The sequence below is a fragment of the Mycobacterium sp. NGS24 genome (genome assembly GCF_059813065.1).
Map to the genome: position 1 here is coordinate 95,950 of NZ_JCALDW010000007.1, position 12,436 is coordinate 108,385.

Here is a 12,436-nt window from a genome sequence, read left to right on the forward strand (position 1 = left end):
GGCTGACATGATGTCACCCATGGCGACTGCGTTGGATTCGGTGCTTGCCGCCGACAGTGAATCGACCGCTGGTTCGATCGCGGTCCGTGGCAGCATCGCAGTTGCCGGATCGACCGCGATCGCAGGCAGCGTCGCCGTTGCCGGATCGACGACGGCGGCGGCCAGCGTCGCAGTCGCCGGGTCGGTCGCGACGGCGGGCGGCATCGCGGTCGCCGGATCGGCCGGAACGGCCGGCGGAGTCGGGGTGATCACCAGCCTGCTCACGGTGATCTGTATCGGCGTTCGGGAATGCGTGGCATGCCTGGCATGTATCGCCTGCGCCCGGTGCGTCGGTTGCATCGCGTGTGTCCGATGCACCGATTGCGTCGGTTGCATCGGCTGTGTGAACTGTTCTGGGCTGCGAAATGTGGTCGGCGCCAGGAATATTCACCTGCCGGTTGCGGCGTGACACGTCCCGCGAATCGGTAGCCCGGGTTTGATCGCGAGGTGTGGAGCCGTCCTCTGGATCGTGGGCCCGGTTGGGTACCTGCTCCTCGAAGCGGTCGCGGCGGCAGCCTTCCGCGATTACAGCTATGCGAACAACTACATCAGCGACCTCGGACTGACCGGCCCGCGAACGCGGCTGATGCAGCTGGCCTTCTGCATGCAGGGCACTTCCTTCCTGTTCGGCGCCCTACTCATCACCGGATCTGCGCGCAGCGGTAGGCACCGGCTGTTCCTCGGCCTGGCCGTCGCGAACGCACTCGGCAACTGCCTGGTCGGCACCGTGCACCGGGGTGGGCTGCACGTCGTCGGCGCCGTGCTGGCCATCCTGGGCGGCAATGCCGCCGTGCTGGTCGGTCGGGCGGTGGTCAGCTCGTCCGCGTGGTACCGCCAGACCGCCAAAGCAATTGCGGCAGTGGGATTTGTAAGCTTCGGCGGGTTTGCTGCCGGGACGTTCGGCGTCGACCTGGGCCCGAAGGGGATATGGGAGCGCGGCAGCGTGTACACGATCCTGCTGTGGCAGCTGCTCACCGCGTTCCTGGTGCTACGCGGGCACCGCGCGGCCACCCCGGATCATTGACCCGGTTGTTGATTGGTCGGGCGGAAGCCGGACTGCGCCACCGCAACCGAGACACCGTTGCCGATCGGCCCCCGGTGATCGACGAGGACGGCCGATCCGGTCGCCACGCCGTCGTCGCTGTAATGCGTCATGGCGGCCAGGCCGAGCTGGGGACCGTCGGGCAGCCGGCTCAGCGTGAGCGTGTAGTCGACGTTGATGAACTGCAAACCCTTGCTGCCCCAGTTCGCGATCGACGCGGTGATGTCACCGGCCATCGCGGCGCGGGTGAAGGGCGTCAGCTCCTCCCCGCCGATCAGCGGACGGGTCTCCTGCAACCAGGTGTACTTCGGCCCCTGCCGGTCTGCCCAGTCGGGATCGGGATTCTGCAGTTCACCGCCCCACCCGTAGGTCCTGATGAAAAGCGACTCGACACCTTCCTGATCGACCGGCAGGGGCGGCAACTGCACCGGGGGTGACCACACCTGTCCGTCGGGCTGGTCCCCCCGCCGCACGAACAGGGCGCTCGCGTGTGCGACCACATGGCCGTCCTGGACGAGTGCGGTCTCGACAAGTCGCAGCCGCCGCCGGTCCTGCTGGATGCGGGTGCGCACCTCGAGCGGCTTCGGCGCCGTCGGCCGGGGCAGGTCGACTGTCAGGCGGGCGGGCTGGAACTGCGGATCGCCGCTCGCGCGCTCGGCCGCCCAGCCCAGCAGGCCGCCGACGACGTGGCCACTGAGCGATGGCCCCCAGCCACCCCGAGCCATAGTCGTTGGCACATAATGGTTTTCGTCGCGGACGAAATACGGCAGCGGATCCGCCGGGTCGCCGGCCGGGGAATTGCGGTGCACATCGTGTTTCTACAGCAATGGGCCGGCGGCGTTGCGCCGGGTTACGACAACCGCGCCAGCGCGGTCCTGATCTCGGCGACGCGGGCCGCATCGATACCCCAGGGTCGCTCGACGCCGACCTGCTCGTCGAGATCCCAGAGCACGCACTGTTCGTCCGGTTCAGCGACCAACTGCCAGGCGATCACCGTTCTGCGAAGCTGCTCGTCGGCCGATTCGCTGGCGGCCCGGTTACCCGGCAGCGCACCGCCGTCCGGGTGGTGGTGCAGGAACCGACCGTATGCCGCGTCGCAGAAGACGGCATACCGCGCGGTGCACAAGATCAGACCGTGCCACGCCTCGTCCACCGCATGCGACGGCATTCCGATCACCTGCTTGTCCCGTAGCGCGGGCGCACAACACCGAAGCCACTGCCGCAGACCGGTCTCGACGAGCGTTCGCGGTTGCCATGGACACGTCTTGAACACGGCCGGGGGCAGTTCCAGTGCCGCCACCGCACGGTGGGCGCGGTCGTGTCGATCCAGCCGTCGGCGTAGCACGAAATCACTGTAAACGGCGTCCGCGAACGTCCGCAGTCCTTGGGATTAACGTGGGTGCATGACCGTGACTGAACTGAGCATCATGACGGGCGTGATGGGGTTGTTCATCGCGGGCTGGCTTCAGAGCCGGCGTGGCCGGGGCCGCGGCGACTTCGGCGACGGCGACATCTGGTCGTCTGGACTGGGATCCCACGGCGGCACGGACGGCGGGGGTGGCTGCGGCGGCGGGTCGAGCGGGTGCGGCGGCGGGTGCGGCGGCGGCGATTAGCTATTTCCAGGCGAACAACGGTTGCTCGAGTTCATCCACCGGATCGTGCCGGCCTTCCAGACACCACCACCGAAGCTGCAAAAGCACGGCGCCGGTGGGAGCGTGGATCAGATCGTTGCCCAGCGGAATCTGGACGACCGGACGCGGGCTTTCCGGGATGGTGATGAAGCGGGGCGAATCGTCGCGTTGCAATTGGTGCAAGCCCACCCGGTAGACGGCCACCACCTCGTCGGGGGCCGGACGCAGATCGCCTCGGCCGCCGCCCCAGATCACCACCGGGGTGATCACGTACCCCGACCGGGTCGGGTAGTCGTCCAACATCCCCAGCACCGCCGACGGCGGCAACCGGACGCCGACCTCCTCGTCGAGTTCCCGCAACGCCGCGTCGATCACGGTCTCACCCGGATCCAGCCGGCCACCCGGCAATGCCCACTGCGCAGCATGGGAGGACAGCCGAGAGGTCCTGCGGCACAACAGAAAAGCCGCGCCGCCGGCCACGTCGACCATATGTCCGTCCAGGTCGCCCGGCATCGGCCGGTCGGCGATCCAGTCGTCCACCGGCGCCGGATCCACCCTGTCCTCGCCGACTTCGGAGTCGACGAGAACGACCGCCACCGCCGCGTGCCTCTTGGTGGGGTCGGTCACCGCACGCCGGTCGCACTCGGCCAGGCGAGCCCTAATCTGATCCCGCAGCGCGTCGTCGTAGGTGATAGTCACCGCTTGACCATAGGCGGCGGGACGGACTCCGACGCGGCACACGGGTACGTCGACCGACTCCCCAAGGACCACCGGTACCTGCGTGACGTCTACTGAGGGTGTGACCGAGCGAACATAGTTAGTGCCCTAACTAATCAGTACGATGGACACAGACGGCATCGGTCGCGGTGCCCGATCAATGCATCCCGATCAGGAGCGAACATGGCCTCCGCTCGCCCGAACCTGTGGCAGTACATCACCTATTCGTACGGGCGACGCCTGCCCGCCGCGATGCAGGAGTGGGTCGCCAATGACCTCGCGGGCCCGGGCGCGATCCGCCGCCACATGGTCCGGCTCTCGATCCCGCCGCTGCTGGTCCTGGCACCATTCTGGCTGTTGCCGGCGTCGGTGTACGTGCACACCGAGATGACCTTGCCGATCTACCTCTGGACCCTGGTGATGGCGTTTGCCCTGAACAAGGTGTGGCGCCGGCACCGGTTGGCCCAGCACGGTCTGGACCCCAATCTCGTCGACGTGCTCAACCGGGAAAAGAACGCGCGCCTGCACGAGGACTACGCACGCCGCTACGGGCCGCGCCCGCAATCGGCCGAGTGGCAGGCGAACAGCAGCCCGTTCTGAGCCGAGGAGGCAGCGCGATGGCCCGCGAACCGGCCACTGTCGCGGAGGTCGATCCGCTGTCCCTGGAGAGCCAGGTGTGTTTCGCGCTGGCCGTCACCAACCGCGCCGTGCTGGCCGTATATCGGCCCTTGCTGGAACCGCTCGGCCTGACCCATCCGCAGTATCTGGTCATGCTGGCGCTGTGGGACACCAGCAAAAAAGAGCGAAAACCGCTGTCGGTCAAAGATATTGCCACGCTGCTGCAGATGGATTCCGCCACCCTGTCGCCGATGCTCAAACGTCTGGCTGCACAGGGCCTGATCACGCGCACCCGCAGCACCACCGACGAGCGAACCACCCATGTCGAGTTGACCCCGAAGGGTCGCGACCTGCGCCGGGCGGCGTTGCAGGTACCCCCGGCCGTAGTGGAACGCCTCGGCGTGCAGCTTTCCGAACTCGATCAGCTACGTGAGCTGCTGACCGGGATCAATACCGCCGCGCGGGCTACCGCCCCGCTCGACCCGTAGCGGTCGGCCAAAATACTGTAAGGCATACAGTACGATTCCTGGGATGGCTGGCCGTGTCGTCCACACACCCACCTTCTGCCGCATCTGTGAGCCGTTGTGCGGCATGGTGGCCACCGTCGAGGACGGCAAGCTGGTCGCGCTGCGTCCCGACAAGGATCATCCGCTGTCCGCCGGTTTCGCCTGCCAGAAAGGCATCGCGTTCACCGAAGTAGTCAACGACCCCGACCGCATTCAGACACCCTTGCGCCGCACCGCTGACGGCTTCGAGCCCGTCTCGTGGGACGAGGCGCTCGACGACATCGCGGTCCGGGTTGCCGCGATCCACCGCAAGCACGGCTCGGGAGCGTTCGGCTGGTACCTGGGCAACCCGGCGGCGTTCAGTTACTCCCACCTGTTCGGGGCGATGTCGTTCATCAAGGGCATCGGCCGGCACAGCCACTTCTTCACGTCGTCTTCACAGGACACAAGCAGTCGGCTCATCGCCAGTCAATTGCTGTACGGATCGCCGATGTCGGTGCCGATCCCGGACCTGATGCGCACCGACCTGCTCGTCATGATGGGCGCCAATCCGGTTGTCTCCCATGGCAGCTTCCTGACGGCGCCGCGGATCAAGGACCGCATGCACGACATCGTCAAGCGCGGTGGTCGTGTGATCGTGGTCGACCCGCGCCGCTCTGAAACCGCCGCGCAGTTCGAATGGCTGGGCATCACGCCGGATGCCGACGCCTACCTGTTGCTGTCGCTGCTGCAGGTGCTGTTCGCCGAGGGCCTGGCCCACGATGTCGGCGCGCATGCCGACGGAGTGCGCTGGCTGGAAAAGCAGTGTGCGCCTTTCACTCCCGAACGCACCGAACGCCACACCGGGGTCGAGCCGGCAGTGGTGCGCTCGCTGGCCAGAACCTTATCTGACACCCCGCGCGCCGCGGTGTACGGGCGGCTGGGCACGTGTGTGGGCAGACACGGCACCCTGACCACCTATCTGATCGATGCGGTCAATCTGATCGCGGGCAACCTGGACCGCCCAGGCGGCAGCGTCTTCAGCACCTTGGGTATGCCCGGACAGAAGTGGGGACTGAAGTTGATGGGGTGGTCGTTGCGGCGCACCTACCGGCGCAACCGAACCCGCATCGGTGGCTTCGGCGCCGCCATCGGTGCCGAACCCGCGGCGCTGATGGCCAAGGAGATCACCACCGTCGGCGATCGGCAGATCAAGGCGCTGTTCGTCGGGGCCGGCAACCCGGTGCTTTCGGTCCCCAACGGCGACGAACTGGAACAGGCCGTCTCCCAATTGGACCTGATGGTCGGGCTGGACCTGTACGTCAACGAGACGACCGCCCACTGCGACTACGTGCTGCCCGTCACCACGATGTACGAACGCGATGACTTCGCAGTCACCTTCCAGACGTTCCAGGCCACCCCGTTTCGTCAGGTCACCGAAGCAGTGGTGGAGCCGGTGGGTCAGGCGCGCACGGAATGGGACATCATCACCGAGTTGATTGCGCGGACCACGGCTCGGACGCCCGCCTTCGTCGCCCTGACGGGTCTGCGTCGCGTGTCGGTCTCGAGGGGCAGACGGCTGCAACCGCGACCTCTGGTCGACCTGATGATCCGATTGTCCGAGGGTGGCGACCTGTTCGGAATGCGGCGCCACGGGCTGACTTTCGCCCGGTTGGCCGGGAAGCACCCGCACGGTGTAGTGCTGAGTCCACATCTGCGCACCGGCGTGCTGAACGAGGTGGTGGCCTACCTCAACGGTCGAATCCGGCTGCAGCACAATGACATCTACGCCGAGATCAGTGCGCTGACCCGGCGCCGCAGTCCGGATGACTACCCGCTGCGGTTGATCGGTATGCGTGAGCCGCGGTCGGAGAATTCGTGGTTGCACAACTCGCCATTGCTGATGCGCGGCAACCGCTCTCACCACGCGGTGATGCACGCCGACGACGCCGCGCAACGCCACATCGCCGCCGGCGACACCGTGATGGTCCGTTCGCCGTTCGGGCAGATCAGGATTGCGGTGACCCTGACCACCGACCTGGTCCGCGGCACCATCGCCGTGCCCCACGGGTGGGGCCACAAAGGCACCGGGAGATGGCAATTGGCCAACCGGGCCGGCGGTGCGAACGTGAACCAACTGACATCGAGCCACCCCGATGACCTCGAGGCGCTGGCCGGCATGTCCTGGTTGACCGGTGTGCCGGTCGAGGTCGACGCCGTCGCGAGGTGAGCTGGTCGTCACCCCCGCGGGTCCGGGGTGCCCAACTGCTCGGCGAGCCAGGGCAGGGTCAACGCGAAGGCAGTGGCGGCCGACGGCCAGTCATGTCTGCCGGGCAGCGCGACCACCTGGCACGAAATGCCCTGCTCCGTACCGACTTTGCACAGGTGCTCGGCGGCGTCCTGGCCCACCCCTCTGCGGTGATCGGTTGAGCCGGGAACCGCGAAGAGACCGGACAGGTCGGCATAACCACCGTGGCGGTTCATTGCCGTGGCCGGGTCGAACCGCCGGTATGCGTCGATGTCGCCGTCGAAAAGCCGGTCGATAGTCTGCGCAGGGGTCCCGGCGTTCGGACCGCTGTCGCCGCCGATGTCGACGAAAGCGCTGAAGATCTCCGGGTGTGTCACCGCGAGTCCGACCGCGCAGGTGCCGCCCGAGGAGAATCCGACGATGCCCCATCTGGTCTCGGCACCGAGGGCGAACAAGTCGCCGATCTCCGGGACCACCTCTGCGGTCAGGTGATCCGCGGAGTTGCCGCGTGACCCGTTGACGCATTCGGTGTCGACGGTGAATCCGCCGGTGGCGTCGGCGAATACGGCCACGGGCGCCTGACCGCCATGTGCTGCCGCGAGACTGTCCAGCGCGGCGGTGGCCCTGCCGACGCGAACCCAGTCCGCCGGCGTGTTGAACTCACCGCCGATCATCATGATGGCGGGCAGGGGCCTGCCCGAGAACCATGCCGGCGGCAGGTACACCCACTCGCGCCGGTGAGCGAAACCCGACTTGCCCGTGCTCGTGGTCACCGCCACCACCGCACCGTGTCGTGGGGTGACATGATCGCGCCGCATCGCTCGCGCGGTGTCCAAATCGAGCTCATTCGGCAATGGCCGGTTGGCCAATTGGCTCCATGCGGCATGCACGGTGGGGTAGTAACCCAGCCACCCGTTGATCGTCAGACCGATGCTGAGCAGACAGAACGACGCCGCGAACACCGACGCGTTGCGCCGCCACCCCCCGGCGCTCGCCCAGCCGGCCACAGCGACGGCGATGGCCAGGCCGGCCAGTGACACCCACAACCACAGCTGCCACGGCGCCGGCTCGCTGGCCAGCCCGAGCGTGCCGTAGTACCAGTGCACCGCCACCCCGGTGCTGACGCCCACCAGCACCGTCAGGGCGAACCAGCGCGTGCGCCACCGGCGCCCGACGGCATAGAGCAGCGCAGCGACGGTCACCACCTGCACCGCCGCTGGGATCGGTCCATGCATCAGCGAGCCGTGCCACACGGTTGTTCCTTCGATCAACAGCCTGGGAGTTTTACCCGAAGCTGCGCCCGGGAAACCCGCGGCGCCAGCACTTACTTCTGCTGCCTCAGCTGGGCCCTGGCTTCCTGCAGCGCGTTCGCGGCGTCACGGCCGTCCCGGCGCGCCTTTTCGTACCTGCTTCCGGCGCTGGCCAGGGCACGCTCGGCCTTGCTGAGGTCTGCGGCGGCCTGGTCCCGACGGGTCCGGGCGGCGTCTCGTTCGGCACGCCGGGCGGAAAGCACGCTGTCGGCCTGCGCGGCCGTCCGTTCCGCGGCGGCTACCGCTGCCGTCAACTTTTCGCGCCGGGCGGCCTCGACTTTTTGGTCGCGCTGCGACGTCTTGGCCGGCCGGGACGGTTTGTCCGCCGGCGCGGTCCGTTGGGTGGCCGCTGACACCGCCGCGCTGTCGCCGAAGTCGCCGAAGCCCGACCAACGTTCCGCCTTGACCAGGCGCCCGAGCCGCGCCCGCACGTCGGGGTCGGCGATCGCAGCTTGCAGGGTGCCCGCAACGTCGTCGCGCACCGCCGCCGACGGGTTTCTCACCTCGGCGGCATCGAATGCGGCGTCGGTGAGTTCGGTGACCAGGTGGTGTTGGCGGGCCGAAAGCTCCCGGATCTGCACGCCGTCCAGCGCGGCGTGCGCAGTGCGCAGACTCTCACCCAGCTCGGCCAGGCTGGCCCGTGCCTGACGACGCCCGAGCACCAATCGATTGACGATCCACGCCGCTGTGGTGGGTTTGCGGGCCGCTGAAATCCGTTTGGCCGCATCGGTATCGCCGCGTTGTTTGGCCGCCGCGGATAGCTTCCTCCGCTCGGCAGTGAACTGATCCGGCGGAATCCAGTACAGGGCATCGAGCTCGTCGTCGGCCATGACGTCATAGTCTCTCGCGGTGGGGTGAGCTATCCAACGGTTTGAAGCCACCGTCGGCGGCTACGTAGTTCGGTGATGAAAGCCAACAATCTCGCCCACCGACGGCGCCACATCGTGCTGGCCGTGCTCGTCGTCCTCGGGCTGCTCGGCGCCGCGGCGTGCCACTCGCCCGGCGGCGCATCCACTGCGACCGGTCCGGCGCGGGTGACAGTCACGCCGAGTCCGGACGCACGTGATGTCCAGCCGACGGCCCCGGTGCAGGTCAAAGCTGACACCGGGACCCTGGTCGAGGTGCGTATGGTCAACGACGCCGGCAAACCGATCGACGGCGTCCTGACACCGGACAGCACGGTGTGGAAACCGACCGGTCCGCTGGGCTACGCCCACACCTACACCCTCGACGTCACCAGCCGCGGAACCAATGGGGTTGAGAGTAAGCAGGTTTCGTCGTTCGCCACGGTGCGCCCGTCCAACCAGACCAAGGTGTCGTTCACCATGACGTCGGAGGCGGCGTTGCGCGAAGGCGGCACCTATGGAGTCGGAACGGTGGTCGTCGCGCACTTCGACGAGCAGATCACCGATCGGGCCGCCGCCGAACGCCAACTGGTTGTCACCACCGATCCCGCCGTGCCGGGATCCTGGTATTGGGTCGACGCCCACAACGCGCACTGGCGCCCGGAGCATTACTACGCGCCGGGCACCACCGTGACCGCCGAAGCCAGGATTTACGGTATTGCGCTGGGCGGCGGCATGTTCGGGCAAGAGGACAGCCGAGTGTCCTTTCGCATCGGCGATGCGCACGTCTCCATCGCCGACGACGCGACCAAGCTCATCAGCGTCTTCGACAACGGGAAACTGGTCCGGACCATGCCCACCTCCATGGGTATGGGCGGCACCGAGACCGTCGGCGGACGGACCTTGACCTTCTGGACACCGCCGGGTGTCTACACCGTGCTCGACCGGGGAAACCCGGTGGTGATGGATTCGTCGACCTTCGGGTTGCCGAAGAATTCCCGGCTCGGTTACCGCGAGATCATCAACTACGCCACCCGAATCAGCATCGACGGCATTTATCTGCATCAGCTCGATTCGACGGTATGGGCCCAGGGCCATACCGATACCTCGCACGGCTGCTTGAATCTCAACGGCGAGAACGCCAAATGGTTTTACGACTTCTCCGTGCCGGGTGACGTCGTCGAGGTGCACAACACCGGCGGTGCGGCGCTGAAGATCGAGCAGAACGGCGATTGGACGCTCAGCTGGGAGGAGTGGCGCAAAGGTAGCGCGCTGCCGCGCTCCTAGCCCGTTCGGGGCCGTTCACCGGATGTGCACGTGCACGTCCAGCGGCTCCGGCAACTCGTAGGCGCCCAGCATCTGTTCACGGACGTATCCGGCCAGCGTGTCGCGTTCGCCGTCGGCCACCTCGAAGAGCAGATCGTCGCCGATCTGCAACACCATTCGCGACGTCAGCCGGGCAGCAGTGAGCACCTGGTCAATGCCGATCATCGCCAGCTTGAGGATCTCGGCCGCGCTGCCCTCCACAGCCATGGCGACCGCGTCCCGCTCCGCCGCGCGGCGCAGCCGGTTGTTTCCGCTGTCCAGGTCGGGCAGGTAGCGCCGGCGTCCCAGCAGGGTGGACGCATATCCCACGCGCCGGGCGTCTGCGACGAGTTCGCGTTCGCCACCTCCGCCGCTGAGGTACGCCGACAGCCGCGTCTCGAGCTGACTGTAGCTCGCGGTCATCACCTGGTAGCCGTCAGCCGCCACCACCGCAGCGCGCAACTGCGCACCGATCGCATCGTCGTGCAGATTCGGTTTCGACGACGACAGCCGGCCGGTGACGGTGCCGGTCTGCTGCAGGGTGGCGTGGGTGCGTCCGTCCGGCGCATGCGATTTCAGCAGGTCGGTACCGGCGAGCAGGGCGTGGTCCAGCGCGATGCCCGTCGACTCCAGCCGTGCCAGCACCCGGGCCACCGGTAGCTCCACCCGGCCCAGTAGTGACGACGCGTCGATACGGGCCAGTTCCTCGTCCAGCACGTCGGCGAGGTCGAGGACCGCGCAGGTCCGCAGCATCAGCGCCTGGATCGCGGACTGGTCCTCGGCAGCTGAAAGTAATTGCCAGTCAATAGCTTCCGCCGGCAGTGCGCACCGCATATGGCACACCAGCAAGTCGTTGAGATCCAACCGCCGCTGCTCGGGACGCGCTAGATGAGCCGCCAACAATGTATCCGAGGTCACCCCGCGCAGTGTCCAGCCGCAACCGGCCAGCGCATGCAACGTCGACTTCATGTCGTGCACCGCCTTGGGTGGGCCCGGGTCGGCCAGCCACGACGCCAGCGCCGCCTCGTCGTCCGGGTTCAGCGCGGCAATGTCGATATGCCGGCCGTCGCCGTCGGCCGCCACCACCGCCAGGGCGGTCGCGGGGCCGGCAGCACCGTTTGCGCCGACGACGGCCAGGCCGAACCGATTGCCCAGGCTGTGCTCAGCCAGCCACGGGGCGAGTTCACCGGCACGCAGTGCCCGCCCGCGAACGTCGAAACCACTCGGCACGTTCACTCCCCGGTCCAGGTCTGTTCGGCGACCCGGTAGAAGTTGCCGCCCAGCACGGCAGCGATGTCGGCGTCGGGCCAGCCGCGATCGCTCAGATGCTGACCGAGGGTGAGCAGGGTTTCCGGCGGCATCCACTGGATCGGTCCCCAGCGGGTGTAGCTGTCGTCGAAAAGGGCTGGATTGCGCCGTATTTCGTCGACGAAGTCGTCGTGGTCGAACGAGAAGTCGCTGCTGACACCGACGTGATCGACGCCGATCAGATCGACGGCGTATTCGAGATGGCGGGTCATGGCTTCCAGCGTTGGAGTGTTGGGCCCCAGGAAAATTCCCACGCCGGTGATGCCGACGACACCTCCGGTGACGGCGCAGGCACGGGCCTGTTCATCGGTGATGTTGCGGGGATGGTCCCACACCGCGCGCAGGCACGAATGGCTGTACACCACCGGCCGGGTGGAAACCTCGCACATGTCCAGACCGGTACGGCTGCTGCAGTGTGATCCGTCGGCCACGATGCCGACGCGGTTCATTTCGGCGACGATGTCGGCGCCCCACCGGGTCAGGCCGGTGTCGTCGGCGTCCAGACATCCGCTGCCTGCCCGGTTGGCGTGGTTGTAGGTCGGCAACAGCGTGCGGAGCCCCAGTTCGGCGAGGGTGGCCAGGTTGCTCAAGTCGTCGTCCAACGGCGCGGAGTCTTCCAGGTCGAACACCACGGCAATCTGGCCGGACCCGGTGATCGCGGCGACATCGTCAGTGCCCGTGGCCAATTGCAGCTCCGGGTGGTCCCGGACCGCGGCTCGAAAGTGCTTCAGCAGCGCCATGGTGTCGGCGAAGGACTGCGGTGAATAGCCCACATTGACCGACAAAAGGGCCCCGCTCTCCCGCCGATAGCGGGTCAGCGGCTCAATGTCGGCGGTGAGTAGCAGGGGCAGACATGTGTGTTGATCCCACAGCACGGTCGCCATGACA

13 protein-coding genes and 1 pseudogene are annotated in these 12,436 nt (G+C 67.3%); 7 read left to right on the top strand and 7 right to left on the bottom strand.

The genetic code is table 11. The annotated features are described in order from the left end of the window. Positions 1 to 19: 19 nt before the first annotated feature. Both AC5Y6Y_RS11970 and AC5Y6Y_RS11975 read left to right on the top strand, forming a co-directional pair. The gene (locus AC5Y6Y_RS11970; RefSeq protein WP_463826390.1) at positions 20 to 448 is read left to right on the top strand and encodes a hypothetical protein; all 429 of its coding nucleotides are present in this window, start codon (positions 20 to 22) and stop codon (positions 446 to 448) included. 60 nt (positions 449 to 508) lie between these two features. Continuing rightward, a complete protein-coding gene (locus AC5Y6Y_RS11975; protein WP_473138771.1) occupies positions 509 to 1,063 on the top strand; it encodes a DUF998 domain-containing protein in 555 nt (184 codons plus the stop codon). Here AC5Y6Y_RS11975 and AC5Y6Y_RS11980 read toward each other — a convergent pair. Then, positions 1,057 to 1,806 carry an acyl-CoA thioesterase domain-containing protein gene (locus AC5Y6Y_RS11980; protein ID WP_473138937.1) on the bottom strand — a complete coding sequence of 250 codons (750 nt, stop codon included), beginning with the start codon at positions 1,804 to 1,806 and terminating at the stop codon, positions 1,057 to 1,059. The two genes, AC5Y6Y_RS11975 and AC5Y6Y_RS11980, sit on opposite strands and share 7 nt — an antisense overlap. A gap of 125 nt (positions 1,807 to 1,931) precedes the next feature. Next, positions 1,932 to 2,426: a UCP032817 domain-containing protein gene (locus tag AC5Y6Y_RS11985; protein WP_463826388.1), complete on the bottom strand. Its 495-nt coding sequence runs from the start codon at positions 2,424 to 2,426 to the stop codon at positions 1,932 to 1,934. Positions 2,427 to 2,484: 58 nt separating this feature from the next. On the opposite strand from AC5Y6Y_RS11985, the gene AC5Y6Y_RS11990 reads away from it, so the two are divergent. After that, positions 2,485 to 2,694, top strand: a complete 210-nt coding sequence (locus tag AC5Y6Y_RS11990; RefSeq protein WP_473138770.1) for a hypothetical protein — start codon at positions 2,485 to 2,487, stop codon at positions 2,692 to 2,694. Here the strand turns inward: AC5Y6Y_RS11990 and AC5Y6Y_RS11995 are convergent, their stop codons facing one another. Continuing rightward, entirely contained in the window at positions 2,695 to 3,411 is a 717-nt protein-coding gene (locus tag AC5Y6Y_RS11995) for an NUDIX hydrolase (protein WP_473138769.1), read from the bottom strand. Positions 3,412 to 3,612: 201 nt separating this feature from the next. Between AC5Y6Y_RS11995 and AC5Y6Y_RS12000 the strand changes: the two genes are divergently transcribed. The 3 genes from AC5Y6Y_RS12000 to AC5Y6Y_RS12010 are packed head-to-tail and all read left to right on the top strand — an operon-like array spanning position 3,613 to position 6,762. Further along, positions 3,613 to 4,029: a DUF5313 domain-containing protein gene (locus AC5Y6Y_RS12000; protein WP_473138768.1), complete on the top strand. Its 417-nt coding sequence runs from the start codon at positions 3,613 to 3,615 to the stop codon at positions 4,027 to 4,029. Between the two features lie 17 nt (positions 4,030 to 4,046). Beyond that, positions 4,047 to 4,535 (top strand): MarR family winged helix-turn-helix transcriptional regulator, encoded by a 489-nt coding sequence (locus tag AC5Y6Y_RS12005; RefSeq protein ID WP_463826384.1) that lies wholly within the window; start codon positions 4,047 to 4,049, stop codon positions 4,533 to 4,535. Positions 4,536 to 4,578: 43 nt separating this feature from the next. Continuing rightward, the gene (locus AC5Y6Y_RS12010) at positions 4,579 to 6,762 is read left to right on the top strand and encodes a molybdopterin-containing oxidoreductase family protein (RefSeq protein WP_473138767.1); all 2,184 of its coding nucleotides are present in this window, start codon (positions 4,579 to 4,581) and stop codon (positions 6,760 to 6,762) included. Positions 6,763 to 6,770: 8 nt separating this feature from the next. Here the strand turns inward: AC5Y6Y_RS12010 and AC5Y6Y_RS12015 are convergent, their stop codons facing one another. Both AC5Y6Y_RS12015 and AC5Y6Y_RS12020 read right to left on the bottom strand, forming a co-directional pair. Continuing rightward, positions 6,771 to 8,033: an alpha/beta hydrolase-fold protein gene (locus AC5Y6Y_RS12015; protein WP_473138766.1), complete on the bottom strand. Its 1,263-nt coding sequence runs from the start codon at positions 8,031 to 8,033 to the stop codon at positions 6,771 to 6,773. A 71-nt stretch (positions 8,034 to 8,104) separates the two neighbouring features. Next, on the bottom strand, positions 8,105 to 8,920 hold the full coding sequence (locus tag AC5Y6Y_RS12020) for a hypothetical protein (RefSeq protein ID WP_473138765.1): 816 nt from the start codon (positions 8,918 to 8,920) through the stop codon (positions 8,105 to 8,107). A 75-nt stretch (positions 8,921 to 8,995) separates the two neighbouring features. Between AC5Y6Y_RS12020 and AC5Y6Y_RS12025 the strand changes: the two genes are divergently transcribed. Next, positions 8,996 to 10,222 carry a L,D-transpeptidase gene (locus AC5Y6Y_RS12025; protein WP_463826380.1) on the top strand — a complete coding sequence of 409 codons (1,227 nt, stop codon included), beginning with the start codon at positions 8,996 to 8,998 and terminating at the stop codon, positions 10,220 to 10,222. Between the two features lie 15 nt (positions 10,223 to 10,237). On the opposite strand, the pseudogene AC5Y6Y_RS12030 reads toward AC5Y6Y_RS12025, so the two are convergent. Beyond that, positions 10,238 to 11,470, bottom strand: a pseudogene (locus AC5Y6Y_RS12030) (DNA polymerase); the annotation flags it as partial. 2 nt (positions 11,471 to 11,472) lie between these two features. Continuing rightward, the gene (locus tag AC5Y6Y_RS12035; RefSeq protein WP_473138764.1) at positions 11,473 to 12,432 is read right to left on the bottom strand and encodes a dipeptidase; all 960 of its coding nucleotides are present in this window, start codon (positions 12,430 to 12,432) and stop codon (positions 11,473 to 11,475) included. Between the last annotated feature and the right edge of the window lie 4 nt (positions 12,433 to 12,436).